Genomic DNA, 16,381 nt, shown 5'->3' with positions numbered 1-16,381 from the left:
TCTGCCGTTGCGGCAAACGCGTATTCGTCGTCGCGACGCACGACGATCTCGACGGTATGGTCGAGACCTTCGACGACACGCGTGTTCAGTGAATCGCAGCGACAGGCAAGAACGCCGTCCCGCACGCGCACGCGTCTTCCCACGCTTCCTTAAACGAAATTTCATCCATTCCGCGTCGTTTTTTAAGCGTCCGGCGCCGGCCCGCATCCCATAATCGGCTCGCTACCCTGCCGGTCACGCGCGGCGGCACGCATCGAGCGATGCGTCGGCGGCGCATGCGAACGGTCAATTCTTTCCTTCGGCGGACCATGAACCAACTGCAAGCGATGCGCGTGTTCACGCGCGTAGTCGAGTTGTCGAGTTTCAATCTCGCCGCGCGCCAGCTCGGGATGTCGGCGGCCGCGGTCACGCGCAGCGTCGGCATGCTCGAAGCGCACCTGAACATGCGACTGCTGAACCGGACGACCCGCAGCCTGTCCCTCACCGAGACCGGCCGCGAATATCTCGACGGCTGCCGCACGATCATCGAGAAGCTCGACGAGATCGAATCGAACCTCGTGCAGGTCACGCGCGATCCGCGCGGCACGCTGCGGATCGCCGCATCGGCGACCTCCGTCGCGGCCGGCCTCGGCGTGCTGCTGTCGGCATATCGCGACGGGCATCCGCGCGTCCGGTTCGACGTGACCACGTTCGACACGCACGTCGACATGGTCGAGGGCGGCTACGACGTCTGCTTCTGTGACGATCGCCGCCTCGTCAACGCGACCTTCGTGTCGCGGATGCTGACGAGCGTGCGCGACGTGGTCGTCGCATCGCCCGAGTACCTCGCGCGCCACGGCACGCCGAACGACCCAGCCGAACTGAACGAACACAGCCTGCTGACCGTGTCGAACGGCACCGCGCGCAGCTGGGAATTCTCGGACGTCGACGGTTCCTACCGCGTCTACACAGGCAACGCGCTGGCCTCGACCGGCAGCATGATGGTGCGGATCGCGGCACTCAATCACATGGGCATCACGCAATTGCCGCACCCGCTCGTCGCCGACGATCTCGCACGCGGCGCGCTGGTGCCGCTGCTCGAACGCTACGAAGTGAACGGCGGCGCGCGCTGCATCTCGATGCTTTACCCGAGCCGCAACCATCTGTCGACCAAGGTCCGCAGCTTCATCGACTACGTGGTCGACCACTATCGCGCGCCCGAGCGCGCCGCCGCCTGATTCCGCCCGGGCCGCTCCGTCCATGCCCCACATCCTGACGATCGAAGACGATCCGCTGATCGCGGATCACATCACCCAGGCGCTGCGCGCCGCCGGCCACCAGGTGGACGTCGCGCGCACCGGCCGCGACGGCATGGCCAGGGCGATGAGCGCGGACTACGACGTCGTGACGCTCGACCGCATGCTGCCGGATCTCGACGGGCTCACGATTCTCGCGACGATGCGCGGCGTCGGCCTCGACACGCCGGTGCTCGTGATGAGCGCGATGTCCGACGTCGACCAGCGCATCCAGGGGCTGCGCGCGGGCGGCGACGACTATCTCGTCAAGCCGTTCTCGCTCGACGAGATGTGCGCGCGCATCGACGTGCTGATCCGCCGCCGGCCGCGCGGCGCGCCGGTCGAGACGGTGCTGCGCACGGGCGAGCTCGCATTCGACCTGGTGCGGCGCCGCGTCACGCTCGGCGCGAGCGAACTCGCGCTGCTGCCGACCGAATTGCGCGTGCTCGAATTCATGATGCGCCACGCCGGGCGCGTGCTCACGCGCACGATGATCTTCGAGGCGGTGTGGGGCTGCCGTTTCGATCCGGGCACCAACCTGATCGACGTCCACGTCGGCCGCCTGCGCAAGAAGGTGAACCGGCCGGATGCGGCACCGTTGATCCGCACGATCCGCGGCGCGGGCTACATGCTCGGCTGAATCCGGCCGCCGCCACCTAAAACTTCTTTCATTTTTTTAGCGACCGGCTGTTAGGGGCCGCTCCGCAGAATGCGGTCATCGGCTGCGTATCGGTGTTTTCCCGAAGCCGCGCGCATCCGGCTCTTCTTCACGACGCTTTTGAACGGAGCAGCACCCCATGCTGAAAATTGTCCGGCTCGCGCTCACCCGGCCCTACACGTTCGTCGTGCTGGCGCTGTTGATCCTGATCGCGGGACCGCTCGCGGCACTCCGCACGCCCATCGACATCTTCCCGGATATCCGCATTCCGGTGATCAGCGTCGTCTGGAACTACGCCGGCCTGCAGCCGGACGACATGTCCGGACGCGTGATCACGTACTACGAGCGCACGCTCGGCACGACGGTCAACGATGTCCAGCATATCGAATCGCAATCGTTCCGCGGCTATGGCATCGTGAAGATCTTCTTCCAGCCGACCGTCGATATCCGCACGGCGACCGCGCAGGTCACGTCGATCTCGCAGACCGTGCTCAAACAGATGCCGCCCGGCACCACGCCGCCGCAGATCCTCAACTACAACGCGTCGACCGTCCCCGTGCTGCAGATCGCGCTGACCAGCAACACGCTCGACGAACAGAAGCTGGCGGATTACGCGGTCAACTTCATTCGACCGCAGCTGCTGTCGGTGCCCGGTGTCGCGATTCCGACGCCGTACGGCGGCAAGTCGCGTGAAGTGCAGATCGACCTCGACCCGCAGGCGCTGCAGTCGAAAGGGCTGTCGGCGCAGGACGTCGCGCACGCGCTCGCGCAGCAGAACCAGATCATCCCGGCCGGCACGCAGAAGATCGGCCGCTTCGAATACAACATCAAGCTCAACAACAGCCCGCTCTCGCTCGACGCGTTGAACGACCTGCCGATCAAGTCGGTCGACGGCACGACGATTTATATCCGTGACGTCGCGCATGTGCGTGACGGCTACCCGCCGCAGGGCAACATCGTGCGCGTGGACGGCCATCGCGCCGTGCTGATGAGCATCCTGAAGAACGGCTCGGCATCGACGCTCGACATCATCGCGGGCGTGAAGGCGAAGCTGCCGCTGGTCGAACAGACGCTGCCGCCGGGCCTGAAGCTCGTCACGATGGGCGACCAGTCGACCTTCGTGAACGGCGCCGTCAGCGGCGTGGCGCGGGAAGGCATCATCGCCGCCGCGCTGACGTCGCTGATGATCCTGCTGTTCCTCGGCTCGTGGCGCTCGACGCTGATCATCGCCGCGTCGATCCCGCTGGCCGTGCTCTCGGCGATCGCGCTGCTCGCGGCCACCGGCGAAACGCTCAACGTGATGACGCTCGGCGGCCTCGCGCTCGCGGTCGGGATTCTGGTCGACGATGCGACGGTGACGATCGAGAACGTGAACTGGCACCTCGAACAGGGCAAGGACACGCGCACCGCGATCGTCGACGGTGCGAAACAGATCGTGATGCCGGCGCTCGTCTCGCTGCTGTGCATCTGCATCGTGTTCGTGCCGATGCTGATGCTCGACGGCATCTCGCGCTTCCTGTTCGTGCCGATGGCGAAGGCGGTGATCTTCTCGATGATGTCGTCGTTCGTGCTGTCGCGCACCTTCGTGCCGATGCTCGCGCAATACCTGCTCAAGCCGCACGCGTCGGCCGGCCATGCGTCGGGCGAGCTCGCGGCGATCATGGATTCGCATGCGGGCCATGCGGGCGCGCACGACGTGCCGCCGTCGCGCAATCCGCTGGTGCGCTTCCAGCGTGCATTCGAGCGCCGCTTCGAGTCCGTGCGCGCGTCGTACCGGATCCTGCTGGGCCTCGCGCTCACGCGCCGCAAGCCGTTCGTCGTCGCGTTCCTGTGCGTGGTCGCCGCATCGTTCCTGCTCGTCCCGTGGCTCGGCCGCAACTTCTTCCCGACCATCGACTCGGGCGAGATCTCGCTGCACGTGCGTGCGCCGGTCGGCACGCGGGTCGAGGAAACCGCCGCCGAGTTCGACCGTATCGAAAACACGATTCGCGGCGTGATCCCGCCCGCGCAGTTGCGCGAGGTGATCGACAACATCGGCCTGCCGAACAGCGGGATCAACCTGACCTACAACAACAGCGGCACGCTCGGGCCGCAGGACGGCGACATCCTGATCTCGCTGTCGCACGACCACGCACCGACCGCCGACTACGTGCGCGAGCTGCGCGAACGCCTGCCGCGCGCGTATCCGGGCACGACGTTCTCGTTCCTGCCGGCAGACATCGTCAGCCAGATCCTCAACTTCGGTGCACCGGCCCCGGTCGACCTGCAGGTGGCCGGCCCCAACCAGCAGGCCAACCTCGCTTATGCGCGGGAGCTGTACCGCAAGCTGCGCCTGATCGCCGGCGTGGCCGACCCGCGCATCCAGCAGGCCAGTACCTATCCGCAGTTCACGGTGGCGGTCGACCGGACGCGTGCCGACCAGCTCGGCATCACCGAGCAGGACGTGACGAACTCGGTGGTCGCGACGCTCGCGGGCACCAGCCAGGTCGACCCGACCTACTGGCTCAATCCACGTAACGGCGTGTCCTATCCGATCGTCGCGCAGACGCCGCAGTACCGGATGACCACGCTGTCGGCGCTGCAGAACCTGCCTGTCACCGGCGCGAACGGCCAGTCGCAGCTGCTCGGCGGTCTCGCGACGATCACGCGCGGCGTCGGCAACGCGGTGGTGTCGCACTACAACATCGAACCGCTGTTCGACATCTACGCGACCACCCAGGGCCGCGACCTCGGCGCCGTCGCCGCCGACATCGGCAGCGTCGTCAAGGCCACCGCGAAGGACCTGCCCAAGGGCTCGACCGTCACGCTGCGCGGCCAGGTGCAGACCATGAACAGCGCGTTCACCGGCCTGCTGCTCGGGCTCGTGGGCGCAATCGTGCTGATCTACCTGCTGATCGTCGTGAACTTCCACTCGTGGGCCGATGCGTTCGTGATCGTTTCCGCGCTGCCGGCGGCGCTGGCCGGCATCGTCTGGATGCTGTTCACCACGCACACGCCGATGTCGGTGCCCGCGCTCACCGGCGCGATCCTGTGCATGGGCGTGGCCACCGCGAACGCGATCCTCGTCGTCAGCTTCGCGCGCGAGCGCCTCGCCGAAACCGGCAACGCGCTCGCCTCGGCGCTCGAAGCCGGCTTCACGCGCTTTCGGCCCGTGCTGATGACCGCGCTCGCGATGATCATCGGCATGGCGCCGATGGCGCTCGGCCTCGGCGACGGCGGCGAGCAGAACGCGCCGCTCGGCCGCGCCGTGATCGGCGGCCTCGCATGCGCGACGATCGCGACACTGTTCTTCGTTCCCGTCGTGTTCAGCCTCGTGCATCGGCGCGATGCGCTGAAACACGACGCACCCCGCGCTTCCTCCCCTTCCGCGTCCGGAGCTTCCCATGTCCACTGAGATCGAAATCAAGTCGCCGAAACGGCTGCCCAACCTCAAGCTCGTCGCCACGATCGCCGCGCTGGTCGCAGCCGGCATCGTGACGGCCGGCATCGCAGGCCGCGCGCACGCGAAACAGGAAATGACGAGCTGGTCCGCCGACCAGGCCATACCGACCGTGGCCGCGTACACGCCGACGACCGGCGGCGACGGCGCCGCGCTCGTACTGCCCGGCCACCTGTCCGCGTTCGAAAGCGCGCCGATCCATGCGCAGGTGTCGGGTTACCTGCATGCGTGGTACACCGATATCGGCGCGCACGTGAAGTCGGGCCAGCTGCTCGGCCTGATCGACACGCCCGAGCTCGACCAGCAGCTGCAACAGGCGCGCGCCGACCTGCAGAGCTCGCTCGCCAACGAGAAGCTGGCCGCATCCACGGCCGCGCGCTGGACCAGGATGCTCGCGCAGGATTCGGTGTCGCAGCAGGAAACCGACGAGAAGACCAGCGACCTCGCCGCCAAGCAGGCGATCGTCGCGGCCAACGAGGCCAACGTGCGGCGTCTCGACGCGCTGGAGGCATTCAAGCGCATCGTCGCGCCGTTCGACGGCGTCGTCACCGCGCGCAAGACCGACATCGGCCAGCTGATCTCGGCCGGCGGCGGCACCGGCCCCGAACTGTTCGCCGTGTCCGACGTGCACCGGATGCGCGTCTACGTGAGCGTGCCGCAGAACGAGGCCGCCGCGATCCGCCCCGGCATGAGCGCGACGCTGACCGTGCCCGAGCATCCGGGCGAGACCTTCCATGCGACGCTCGCCGACACCGACGATTCGATCGCCGATTCGACCGGCACGCTGCTTGTGCAGCTGATGGTCGACAACCGCGACGGCAAGCTGATTCCGGGCGAATACACCGAGGTGCATTTCGCGCTGCCGGCCGGCAGCAGCCACGCGTTGACGATTCCGGCCAGCTCGCTGATCTTCCGCCAGGCCGGCCTGCAGGTCGCCGTGGTCGGCAAGGACGATCGCGCGGTGCTCAAGCCCGTCACGATTGAAACCGACCTCGGCACGCACGTGCAGATCGCGACCGGCCTCGCGCCCGACGATCGCGTGATCGACAACCCGCCCGACTCGCTGTCCGCGGGCGACCGCGTCCGGCTCGCGACGCCGGCCGGCACCGTCGCGGCGGCCGTGCGCGACACGGAGCGTGCGAATGGCTAACCCGCGTCGGCTCTGCGCGATGCTCGCCGGCGTCGCGTTCCTCTCCGCCTGCTCGTTCGCGCCCGTCTATCACGCGCCGTCCACCGCGCTGCCTGCCCGTTTCAAGGAAGCGGGCGGCTGGCAGCCGGCACAGCCGGCCGACCGCATCGCCCGCGACGGCTGGTGGAAGGCGTTCCGCGATCCGGTGCTCGACCGGCTCGAAGCGCGGGTGGCCACCGCCAACCCCGACGTGGCCGCCGCGGTAGCCCGCCACGACGAAGCCGGCGCGCTGTTCGATCAGGCGCGCGCAGGGCTGTTCCCGACCATCGGCCTCGGCGCGCAGGTCTCGAGCAACCGGCAATCGGCCACGCGCCCGCTGCGCGGCTCGAACCAGCCGAACGTGTACGGCTCGAACACGCTCGAGGCTGGGTTCGACTACGACCTCGACCTGTGGGGCAAGGTGCGCAACGAGGTCGCGGCCGGGCGCGCGAACGCGCAGGCCAGCGCCGACGATCTCGCATCGGTGCAGCTGAGCCTGCAGGCCAGCCTCGCGAACGCGTACTTCAACCTGCGCGGGCTCGACCAGCAGCAGCAGTTGCTGTCCGACACGATCGACACGTACCGGCGTGCGCTGAAACTCACGATGAGCCGGCACGCGGGCGGCATCGCATCCGATCTCGACGTCTCGCGCGCACAGACGCAGCTCGACTCGGCCCGCGCGTCGGCCGAGGACGTGCGGGCTCGGCGCGCGCTGTACGAGCACGCGATCGCGACGCTCACCGGCGTGCCGGCCTCGTCGTTCTCGCTCGCGCCGGACCTGAGCGCGGCGTATCTGCCCGCGATCCCGGCCGGCATTCCCGCCACGCTGCTGCAACGGCGGCCCGACGTCGCGGCCGCCGAACGCCGCATGGCAGCCGCCAACGCGCGGATCGGCGTGGTGCGCGCGGCGTTCTTCCCCGACATCACGCTCGGGCTTATCGGCGGATACCAGAGTTCGGGGCTCGGCCATTGGCTCAGCGCGCCGAACGAGATCTGGTCGATCGGGCCCAGCCTCGCGCTCACGCTGTTCGACGGCGGCCGCCGCCAGGCGCTCACGGCCCAGGCGCACGCGCAGCTGGCCGAGAACGGTGCGAAATACCGCGCGGTGGTACTCGATGCGTGCCAGCAGGTGGAAGACAACCTCGCACTCACGCACCATCTCGGCGACGAAGCCGATCGCCAGCAGGAAGCGCTCGACGCGGCCGAACGCACGTTGCAGTTGTCGATGTCGCGCTATCGGGACGGCGTCGTCAGCTATCTCGACGTGGTGACCGCACAGACTACCGAGCTCGAGACGAAGGTGGCGATGCTGGAACTGGATACGCGCCGGCAACTGGCGGCGGTGGGGTTGATCGCGGCACTGGGCGGAGGGTGGTCGGCCGACGACGCAGCGTCCGGCGCGAAAGCGCCGGTCGCGACGCCGGCGCGTTCGACGACCTGAGCTCGTCGCGGCACGTGGGGAGCGTGTCGCGTTTGGATGCACCCGTCATCGCGACGGGTGCTTTTTTTTCGCGGGCCCGGCCGATCAGAACTTGTGACGGATGCCGGCCGCGACCACCGCCTGGCGATCGTTGCCCGACGCGGCCAGATTGAAGATCCCCGCGTTGCCGAGCACCGCGACACCGTCCGCGCCCGTCACGCGCTGATACACGCCTTCGAGATAAAGATCGGTGCGGCGCGACAGCGCATAGTCGGCCTGCAGCATGAACTGGTTCCACTTCGGCGCGATGCTGCGGCCCGCATCGTCGAAGCGGCCCTGCGTGAACGTATACGAGCCGCCGAGCGAGAAGGCGGGCGTCAGGAAGTAGCGCCCGTTCAGTTCGTAGTTGCTGAAGGTCAGCAACTGGCCGTTCACGGTGCCGTACGCGCCGCCCTGCGACAGTTCGCGCGGGTCGTTCAGGATCGTTCTCGTATAGACGAAGCCGATCGTCGCATGATCGAACGCATAGTGCGCGCCGGCGCCGAACGTGCGCCAGCGGCCGCCCACGAGCATCGCATCGCCGTCCGAACTGCTGAGCGAGCCGCCGGTGTTCTGCGGCGCATTCACGCCGCCCGGCTGGTTCGATTGCAGGTAGGCAACGGCCAGGTCGACCGGGCCGTTCACATACTGCGCGCCGACGCTGTACGCGTTGTTGTTGCTGAACCCGCCGCCCTGGTTGCTGAAACCGTACGCGCCGCCGAACGTGAGGCCGCCATAGTCTGCACTGCGGAACTTCACCGCGTTGTTCATCCGCGTGTCGTTGGCGAGGTTGTCGTTGTCGTACGGGTGATCGGCGAGGTTGCCGCCGAATCCCGAGCCCGTCGCCGACAGCGGCGCGACGAAGTCGACCAGGAAATCGTATTGCCGGCCGAGCGTCACCGTGCCCCATTGGCGGCTCGCGAGGCCGACCCAGGCCTGACGGCCGAACTCGTCGCCGCCGTTGCCGAACTTGCCGTTCGCGACGTTGAAGCCGTTCTCGAGGGTGAACACGGCGGCCAGGCCGCCGCCGAGATCCTCGTTGCCGCGCAGCCCCCAGCGCGACGTGCTGACGTTGCCGCTCTGCACGCCGTAAGCGGGCCCCGCGCCGGCCGCCGATTTCTGGTTGCTGATGTAGTCCAGGCCCGCGTCGATCGTGCCGTACAGCGTGACGCTGCTCTGCGCATGCGCCGCGCCCGCAAGCAGGCACGCAACCGCTGCCGGGATTGCCAGAAGTTTCTTCATGATGGTTTCGCTAGAGTGGATCGGTCTTCTCGCATCGCCGGCCGGTGTGGAACGGCCGATCCGTCCGCGATGCGATGGCGCACAATTTAGGCAGCGGGCATGACAGCGCCGTTATCGAAACGGCCCGAAAAATGAAACCTTCTTCATCCTCGCGATACGCCGCATTCATGTCCGTGCGGAACGCGCCCGCGCATGAATTTCTTTTCACGTTGCGTATGCCGATCCGATAGCGCCGCTCCCCTATGCTTGTCCTCAACCCGATGCGCGGCATCGACCGGCCGCACCGGGGATGATCCCGTCAATCATCATGAGGATTCCGAACATGAAAACCACCACGATCGTTGCTTCCACGCTGCTCGCCGCATGCGCCGCACTGTCCGTTCCCGCGTTCGCGCAGACGAGTACCCCGGCGACGCAGATGACGCCGGCCGCCACCAAGGACGGCGTGCCCGGCGCGCAGGCCGCCGGCCAGTGGGTGCCGCCGTACGGACAGCCGATCCACGAGAAGACGCGTGCCGAGGTCTACGCCGAACTCGTGCACGCCGAACAGGACGGGCAGATCAAGTACCTCGACTCCACGCTCTATTCGCATTGATGCGCACCGCCATGCGGCCGGGCGTGCTGCCCGGCGCGCGCCGCCCATCCCTCGCATCACCCGTCATTCATGAAGCTTCGTCCCTTGCTCGTTCGTTCCGCCCGTGCTGCGCTCGTCGCGATCGCGGCCGGCGTGATGCTGTCCGGCTGCGCCGGCGCGCAACCCGACGGCCCCGGCGATTGTGTCGGCCCGCCCGATTTCTGTGTGCCGTTCTTCGGCTCGTAAACGCACGACGGGCGCGCTGCCATCGGCAACGCGCCCGTTCGTACAGGGGGGCCGTGCGGCTATGCGTCCGGCAGCGTCACCTGGTAACCGTAGCGGCTCACCGTATCGATCCGGACATCGGGCAGATGCCGCGCGAGCTTGCGGCGCAGCCGCGACACCACGAGATTGACGCTCGACGGGTCGACATCGTCCTTGTCCTGCCACACATACCGGATCAACTGGTCGCGCGGCACCGGCGCGTTCGGATGGCGCATCAGGCATTCGAGCAGCAGGCATTCGCGCCGCGTCACGGCGAGGCGCAGCTTGCCGTCCTTGAGTTCGCGCGCGAGCGTTTCCAGCATGGACACCGCCGTGACCGGGCCTTCCGTGTCGCGCGGCCCGGCCAGCCGCTGCAACGCCTGCAGGCGCTCGTGCAGCTCGATGAACGAATACGGCGCGCCGAAACACGCATCGGCACCTGCGTGCAGCACGCGGATGCGCTCGCGCGCCGACGCCTGGCCGATCAGCACCACCAGTGCCGCGCCGCCGCCGTCGGCGACGAAACGCGGCAGCATCGCGATCAGCGCGGCATCGCTGCCCGGCTCGAACGCGGTCGCGACGATCGCGTCGAACGTCTCCTGCGACGCGAGGAACAACCCGTCGCGCAGATCGTCCGCACGCTGCAGGCTGTGCCCGCTCTCCTGCAGCGCCTTGTGCAGCCACGCCGCTTCCGGGTGCGGCGAAGTCACGAGCAGCACGCGCATCGTCAGCCCCCTTCGCGGCGGCAATGCGCGTGCACGTGCAGCCGGATCCGAACGACCGTCATCCGAGCGACCTCGGCCAGCATTCGATCGTCACGCGCGTGCCCGGCTCGGCATTGCCGATGCGCAGCGTGAAGTCGTGCACGTTGACGACCGTCGACACGATGCTCAGGCCGAGCCCCGCCCCAGCGAGGTGCCCGGTGCGGCGGCTGCGGTAACGATGCTGCAGCACGGCCTCGCGCTCGTTCGGCGCGATACCCGGGCCGTTGTCGACCACGTCGATGCGCGGACCGGACGGCGTATCGTGAAGTTCGAGGCGCACGGTGTCGCCCGAGGTCGTGTACTTGAGCGCGTTGTCGAGCAGGTTCGTGAGCGCCTCGAACAGCAGCGCACGATCGCCGTGAATCCGCGCGACCGGTTCGACCAGCACGACGAAATGGATGGCACGGCTGTCGGCGAGCGGCTCGAACAGTTGCCCGACGTCCGTGACGAGATCTTCCAGCGCGAGCTCGGCGAACCCGCCGCGCCGCTGCAGCGACCCGATTTCGGCGATGCGCAGCATCGCGCGAAACCGGCTGAGCAGCACGTCGGTCTCGTTGCGTGCGCGGGCGACGAGCGTCGCCAGCGCGGCATCGTCGAGCCCGTCCGCACGCTCCGCCGCATGCGCAAGCAGCGTATGCACGTGCGCGAGCGGCGTACGCAGGTCGTGCGCGATGCCGTCGCAGACGCCCTTCACCTCGTTCATCAGGCGCTCGACTTCCTCGAGCATGTGATTGACCAGATGCGACAGCAGGTCGATCTCGTCGTGCCCGCCGATCGGCAGCCGCTGCCCGAGGTCGCCCTGCGCGATGCGCTGCGTGATGCGCCGGACTTCCTTCAGGCGCCGCATCTGCCGCACGCTGAGAATCAGGCCGCCGACGACGCCCGCACCCAGGCAGAACAGGCCGCCGCCGACCAGCGCCTGGATGATCGCCGCGCGAATCCGCAGGATGTGCGTCAGGTCGCGCCCGAGCACCAGCACGTCGCCGTTGGCGCGCCGCTCCGCCATCGTGCGGACGACCGGCGGCACCTGGTCGCCTGCGATCGTCATCGTGTGGTCGAGTGTCACGCCGTTGCGATCCGGCCGGATGCCGTCGGGCATCGCCAGCACGTCGCCGGCGACATGCCTGCCGTCGGCCGTGAAAAGTCCGTAGTAGTTGGTGTGCATCCGCTCGTGCTCGATCCGGTGCTGAATGGCCGCGGCAAGCTGGCTGTCCTGGAGCGAATCGAAGTAGATCATCTGCCAGTCGATCACCACGTCGGTTTCGCGCTCCATGTCGTGCGTGATGATCGATGCGATGAAGCCGAGCAGCAGCATCACCGAAATGGAAAACGTCACCGCATAGACCGACACGAGCCGGAACGTGCTGGAATACCAGCGACGCTTCGGCGCCGGCGGGACATGATCCGTCGAGGACGTCAAGGTCGCGAACTCAGCCAAGGATGTAGCCCGCGCCGCGTACCGTCTGGATCATCTGCTTCGCATCGGGCGGATCGATCTTCTTGCGCAGCCGGCCCATGTGCACTTCGATCAGGTTGGTGCCGGGATCGAAGTGATAGCCCCATACGGCCTCGAACAGCATCGTGCGCGTGATGGTCTGGCCGGCATTGCGCATCATGTATTCGAGCACGCGGTATTCGGTCGGCAGCAGCGCGATTTCATCGCCGTCGCGAAACACCTTGCGCGAAATCAGGTCGAGCCTGAGCGGGCCGACGGTCAGCGTCGTGGCGAACGGCGCCGGCGCGGTCTGGCTCCGGCGCAGCAGGACCTCCAGGCGCGCCGCCATTTCCTCGGGATCGAACGGCTTGGTCAGGTAGTCGTCGCCGCCCGCACGCAGGCCGCGCACGCGTTCGTCGACATCGCCGAGCGCGCTCAGCATCAGCACCGGGGTGCGCACGCCGACGCTGCGCATCGTGGTCAGGATCGTGAGGCCGTCGACGACCGGCAGCATGCGGTCGAGCGTGATCACGTCGAACTCGTTGCCGAGCGCGCGGGCCATGCCGTCACGGCCGTTCGCCACCCATTCGACCGTGAAGCCGCGCCCTTGCAGCTCCCTGACTATTTCGTTCGCGGTGATCTCGTCGTCTTCGATCGTCAGTACGTGCGCCATGGCCGTACCGCTCCTGGCCAGCCTGTCGGGCAGGGCCGGCGTGTTACCGGGGGAAACTGATGATGCCATTTACGATTCTCGTCTTCAGCGAAGGGACGCACGCGCTTCGACACCCGAAGGGTGAGCGCGTTCGGATGGAGACTACACGCGCGCGTGTAAATCGTGCGCGTCGACTTCATGAAGAAAGTTTCATCTACGGCGGCAACGCCCGCCGGCGTTACCGGCGCGCGTTGTTGCGACAGGATGCCGCACGGCCCGTCGCTGTCGCGCACGGACGGTCGCGACCGATCGCTTAGAAAGGTATCGGTAAAGAATCGCGCATCAGCTTCGGTGCGGCTCCACGCCGGGTTGGTCGACGCGATGCGAAGCGACGCGATGTGCCGCGTCCTCCACATGCTGCATGCGCTCGGCCTTCTCGTGCGCGAGCGTCACGTCGGCAATCGCGAGCCCCGTTCCCTGCACCTTCGCGAACGCCAGCACCGGTGCGCACACCAGCGCGACGAGCGCGGCCATCCTGACGGTCTCTTTCATTGCGTTACCCCGATGCAGGCCGCGCCGTGCGCAGCGTCGATTGATCACGGGTTCGACGATACGCCCGCACGGCTAACCGTTCGGTCGCGCGTGCATGAAGGTTTCTTTAAGGTTCGATGCGTACGACGACGTTCGCTTCCGCGCGCGGTCGGTCCGGATAAAACTAGTTTCATCTTCGCGCGGCCGTTTCGATAGTCCACGGTGCCTAACCTGTGTCGTGAGGTCGACGCTGGCAATCCACCGTACGGCCGGTTCCCAACGCTTCCCAGGAGTCGAAGATGAAACATCCCGCCCGTTACCTCGCCTGTTCCGCGCTGCTCGCGATGAGCTTCGCCGCGCATGCCGCACCGACGCTCACACCGGCGCAATGCCACGACTATCCGTTCGTGCATACGCACGGCCCGGTCTCCCATCGGCAACTGATCAACGAGCTGAACGAACTGGAATCCGTCGGCTACAACCCGTCGTCGGGCGACGAAAGCAGCTATCCGGACGATATCGATTCGGCGCAGGCGCGCCTGATGAACGAGTATCAGAAGGATTGCACGGGCGCAGCCAACACCGTCGCGTCGAACGGCAACTGACTCGCCACCGCCGAACGATCTCCGAGTTTGCGCGCGTGCCTCGCGGCTGCGCGCTTTTTTTTCGTCGATGCCGCGCGCGCTGCGCGACCGTCTTTATCAACGACGAGCAGATCGCGACGGAAGGCAACGACGTGATCGTGAACGTCGCCGAACGTGCGGCGATCGGTACGATCGATTTCACCGGATACCACGCGCCGCCGCGACCGCGCGTTGTCCCCGTATGGCGAGCACACACGCGCTCGCGATCGGCTTCAGCGTGTCGGTGCGCTGTTCGGCGGCACAGCGCCGCTCGTCACCGCATCGCGCGTCGATCGCACCGGTGTCGCGCGCGACGGCACGCCGCCTGCCGTCCTATCCGACGCGATACATCGGCAGCACGTTGCTGCCGGCCGCTTCCTGGCCCGACGCGAGCGGATGGTGCGCCTGTTCGAGCAGCCAGTTGGTCAGCACCGCGATGTCGAACTCGTTGCACGCATCCGGGTTCTGCACCAGCACGTAACTGCCCGATGCGACCGTGCAGTGCGCGAACAGCTCGACGAGCCGGCCCTGCTTCAGCAGCCCGTCGACCAGCGGCCGCCGCCCGATCGCGATACCGTGCCCGTCGACCGCCGCCTGCACCAGCTGGTCATACTGGCTGAAATGCAGCGCGCCGGCGGGCCGCAGGCGCGGCACGCCGAGTTCCTTCAGCAGATGGCTCCACCCGTGCCACGGCCATTCGCAGCGCGGATCGTCGAGATGCAGCAGCACGTGCTTTTCAAGGTCCTCCGGCTTCATCGACGCCGCATCGCCCGCCGTCGCCATCAGGCTCGGGCTGCAGACCGCCACGACGCGCTCGCGAAACAGCACGTCCGTATCGTCCGTCGACGTATACGGCCCCGCATATCGCACGGCCAGGTGCAAACGTTTGCGTTTAAGATCTTCAATTTCGCTCGTTGCCGATACGCGCACGTCGATGTCGGGGTAGCTTGCGCGGAACGAACCGAGGCGCGGAATCAGCCACAGCGCCGCGAACGATACGGTCGTCGACAACGAGATCGCGCGCTGTCCCACGCTCGACGACAGCTTGCCGATCACCGATTCCAGGTCGGACAACGCGAACGAGATCGCGTCGTACAGCTCCCGTCCCTTGTCGGTCAGCGTCAGGGATCGAATGTGCCGGTGAAAGAGCTCGATCCGGAGTTGCTCCTCGAGTGCCTTGACCTGCCGACTCACGGCAGATTGCGTGACGTTCAGTTCCTGCCCGGCGCGTGTAAAGCTCAAATGACGCGCCGCGCATTCGAAGCCTCTCAGGAAATCCAGCGAAGGCATACTTCTCAATCGTTTTGCCAATCTCACATTAGCCATACCGCCGCCTCAAAGTTGCACCCATCGACAGGCAAGTCGCCTTTCGTTCCCCTGAATCGTTTCTCCTATTTGGATTCTGAAGCGATTTTATATTGAAGGATGGATGCGGATCATTCTTATTTTCAATCGTGACACTTGTATTTATCTATCGATTTTAGCCACCACGGAAATTCTTACATCAAAATTATGAAGTAGTGATTTTGTAAATAAATATCCGGGCGGAATGATGTCTGGAACGGCCTGAAAATACCCGCAAAAACAGCGCATTGCGGGCAAAAAACGATGTCATGGCGGGCATCCCAACGTCGCAACGGAATCACGCACTCGCGCCTACAATACAATTTCAATCACCCGACATATTTATTAATTTGCCGCATTACGGAAAGAAAACACACCTCAACATACACGCGGAATACCATTTAAATCCGGAATTTCATGTTTATAAAAATATACTAAACGCATGAAATTGGATTGAACCATGCAATAACAGGAAATTGATGAACCAATTGTGTCCGGAAATGAATATCCCGCCGGCCGGATACGGCACGCCGTGCTCACCACGTCATCTTGCCGGCCGGAATCGGTTCCGCCCATGCCGGGCGGAACACGCATCCGCTATATGGCGTCCACCATGCCATCCGCCACACGGTTCGTCCGCGCGGTCACTTCGCGGCGATAGCGGTTCAGCTCCTGCGCGGTCGTGAACGTGCGCTCGAACAGGATCGACAGGTTGTGCAGGATCCGTTCGACGACCCTCTTTTCCCACTCGCCGTCGAACCGGATCTGCTCGTCGAGCCAGCGCTCGAGCCATTCCGGATCGGGCAGGCGCGACTGCACGGTATCGCGCGGGAACAGCGCCTGGTTCACGTGCAGGTTGGTCGGGTGCAGCGGCTTCTCGGTGCGGCGCGCCGATGCCATCAGCACGCCGATCTTCGCGAACGCCGCGCGCGCGACGTCGCCGCAGTTGTTCAG

Annotated in this window: 14 protein-coding genes and 1 pseudogene; 8 read left to right on the top strand and 7 right to left on the bottom strand. The window is 66.3% G+C overall.

The features are described from left to right. Positions 1-308: 308 nt before the first annotated feature. The 5 genes from L810_RS21830 to L810_RS21810 all read left to right on the top strand — a co-directional run bounded on the left by L810_RS21830 (position 309) and on the right by L810_RS21810 (position 7,980). Positions 309-1,217 (top strand): LysR family transcriptional regulator, encoded by a 909-nt coding sequence (locus L810_RS21830; RefSeq protein ID WP_042975648.1) that lies wholly within the window; start codon positions 309-311, stop codon positions 1,215-1,217. A 22-nt stretch (positions 1,218-1,239) separates the two neighbouring features. Then, positions 1,240-1,914 (top strand): response regulator transcription factor, encoded by a 675-nt coding sequence (locus tag L810_RS21825; RefSeq protein WP_021160466.1) that lies wholly within the window; start codon positions 1,240-1,242, stop codon positions 1,912-1,914. Between the two features lie 157 nt (positions 1,915-2,071). Further along, complete coding sequence (locus L810_RS21820; protein ID WP_021160465.1) at positions 2,072-5,326, top strand: efflux RND transporter permease subunit; 3,255 nt, start codon at positions 2,072-2,074, stop codon at positions 5,324-5,326. Continuing rightward, positions 5,316-6,521, top strand: coding sequence for an efflux RND transporter periplasmic adaptor subunit (locus L810_RS21815; protein ID WP_021160464.1), 1,206 nt, complete (start codon positions 5,316-5,318; stop codon positions 6,519-6,521). The genes L810_RS21820 and L810_RS21815 overlap by 11 nt, the downstream gene beginning before the upstream one ends. Continuing rightward, positions 6,514-7,980 carry an efflux transporter outer membrane subunit gene (locus tag L810_RS21810; RefSeq protein WP_021160463.1) on the top strand — a complete coding sequence of 489 codons (1,467 nt, stop codon included), beginning with the start codon at positions 6,514-6,516 and terminating at the stop codon, positions 7,978-7,980. Before L810_RS21815 ends, L810_RS21810 begins: the two co-directional genes overlap by 8 nt. An 84-nt stretch (positions 7,981-8,064) precedes the next feature. Here the strand turns inward: L810_RS21810 and L810_RS21805 are convergent, their stop codons facing one another. After that, positions 8,065-9,240 carry a porin gene (locus tag L810_RS21805; RefSeq protein WP_021160462.1) on the bottom strand — a complete coding sequence of 392 codons (1,176 nt, stop codon included), beginning with the start codon at positions 9,238-9,240 and terminating at the stop codon, positions 8,065-8,067. 322 nt (positions 9,241-9,562) lie between these two features. Here L810_RS21805 and L810_RS21800 point away from each other — a divergent pair, with 322 nt between their 5' ends. Next, complete coding sequence (locus tag L810_RS21800; RefSeq protein ID WP_042975656.1) at positions 9,563-9,835, top strand: DUF4148 domain-containing protein; 273 nt, start codon at positions 9,563-9,565, stop codon at positions 9,833-9,835. A gap of 69 nt (positions 9,836-9,904) precedes the next feature. After that, positions 9,905-10,060: a hypothetical protein gene (locus L810_RS48485; RefSeq protein WP_165589098.1), complete on the top strand. Its 156-nt coding sequence runs from the start codon at positions 9,905-9,907 to the stop codon at positions 10,058-10,060. Between the two features lie 59 nt (positions 10,061-10,119). Here the strand turns inward: L810_RS48485 and L810_RS21795 are convergent, their stop codons facing one another. From L810_RS21795 to L810_RS21780, 4 genes are all read right to left on the bottom strand, one after another. Beyond that, entirely contained in the window at positions 10,120-10,803 is a 684-nt protein-coding gene (locus L810_RS21795) for a response regulator transcription factor (RefSeq protein ID WP_021160458.1), read from the bottom strand. A 58-nt stretch (positions 10,804-10,861) separates the two neighbouring features. Beyond that, a complete protein-coding gene (locus L810_RS21790; protein ID WP_042975654.1) occupies positions 10,862-12,193 on the bottom strand; it encodes a HAMP domain-containing sensor histidine kinase in 1,332 nt (443 codons plus the stop codon). A gap of 79 nt (positions 12,194-12,272) precedes the next feature. Beyond that, positions 12,273-12,950: a response regulator transcription factor gene (locus tag L810_RS21785; RefSeq protein ID WP_021160456.1), complete on the bottom strand. Its 678-nt coding sequence runs from the start codon at positions 12,948-12,950 to the stop codon at positions 12,273-12,275. Positions 12,951-13,271: 321 nt separating this feature from the next. Further along, the gene (locus L810_RS21780) at positions 13,272-13,481 is read right to left on the bottom strand and encodes a hypothetical protein (RefSeq protein ID WP_042975646.1); all 210 of its coding nucleotides are present in this window, start codon (positions 13,479-13,481) and stop codon (positions 13,272-13,274) included. Positions 13,482-13,759: 278 nt separating this feature from the next. Between L810_RS21780 and L810_RS21775 the strand changes: the two genes are divergently transcribed. Then, positions 13,760-14,065: a DUF4148 domain-containing protein gene (locus L810_RS21775; RefSeq protein WP_021160454.1), complete on the top strand. Its 306-nt coding sequence runs from the start codon at positions 13,760-13,762 to the stop codon at positions 14,063-14,065. 351 nt (positions 14,066-14,416) lie between these two features. On the opposite strand, the gene L810_RS21770 is transcribed toward L810_RS21775, so the two are convergent. Together L810_RS21770 and L810_RS21765 are read right to left on the bottom strand one after the other, a co-directional pair. Then, on the bottom strand, positions 14,417-15,409 hold the full coding sequence (locus tag L810_RS21770; protein ID WP_027792905.1) for a LysR substrate-binding domain-containing protein: 993 nt from the start codon (positions 15,407-15,409) through the stop codon (positions 14,417-14,419). A 615-nt stretch (positions 15,410-16,024) separates the two neighbouring features. Beyond that, positions 16,025-16,381 (bottom strand): annotated as a pseudogene (locus tag L810_RS21765) (ferritin-like domain-containing protein); the annotation flags it as partial.

The sequence above is a fragment of the Burkholderia sp. AU4i genome, from assembly GCF_000466765.1.
In the GTDB taxonomy this organism is placed as follows: domain Bacteria; phylum Pseudomonadota; class Gammaproteobacteria; order Burkholderiales; family Burkholderiaceae; genus Burkholderia; species Burkholderia cepacia.
Note: the sequence above shows the minus strand (reverse complement) of the source record. Positions and strands in the feature narration are given on the sequence as shown.

Bases quoted from the DNA above. Each gene is read 5' to 3' on its own strand.
- L810_RS21770 (WP_027792905.1), bottom strand. From the start codon at position 15,409: ATGGCTAATGTGAGATTGGCAAAACGATTGAGAAGTATGCCTTCGCTG.
- L810_RS21785 (WP_021160456.1), bottom strand. From the start codon at position 12,950: ATGGCGCACGTACTGACGATCGAAGACGACGAGATCACCGCGAACGAA.
- L810_RS21780 (WP_042975646.1), bottom strand. From the start codon at position 13,481: ATGAAAGAGACCGTCAGGATGGCCGCGCTCGTCGCGCTGGTGTGCGCA.
- L810_RS21820 (WP_021160465.1), top strand. From the start codon at position 2,072: ATGCTGAAAATTGTCCGGCTCGCGCTCACCCGGCCCTACACGTTCGTC.
- L810_RS21830 (WP_042975648.1), top strand. From the start codon at position 309: ATGAACCAACTGCAAGCGATGCGCGTGTTCACGCGCGTAGTCGAGTTG.
- L810_RS21795 (WP_021160458.1), bottom strand. From the start codon at position 10,803: ATGCGCGTGCTGCTCGTGACTTCGCCGCACCCGGAAGCGGCGTGGCTG.
- L810_RS21805 (WP_021160462.1), bottom strand. From the start codon at position 9,240: ATGAAGAAACTTCTGGCAATCCCGGCAGCGGTTGCGTGCCTGCTTGCG.
- L810_RS21810 (WP_021160463.1), top strand. From the start codon at position 6,514: ATGGCTAACCCGCGTCGGCTCTGCGCGATGCTCGCCGGCGTCGCGTTC.
- L810_RS21800 (WP_042975656.1), top strand. From the start codon at position 9,563: ATGAAAACCACCACGATCGTTGCTTCCACGCTGCTCGCCGCATGCGCC.
- L810_RS48485 (WP_165589098.1), top strand. From the start codon at position 9,905: ATGAAGCTTCGTCCCTTGCTCGTTCGTTCCGCCCGTGCTGCGCTCGTC.
- L810_RS21815 (WP_021160464.1), top strand. From the start codon at position 5,316: ATGTCCACTGAGATCGAAATCAAGTCGCCGAAACGGCTGCCCAACCTC.
- L810_RS21775 (WP_021160454.1), top strand. From the start codon at position 13,760: ATGAAACATCCCGCCCGTTACCTCGCCTGTTCCGCGCTGCTCGCGATG.
- L810_RS21825 (WP_021160466.1), top strand. From the start codon at position 1,240: ATGCCCCACATCCTGACGATCGAAGACGATCCGCTGATCGCGGATCAC.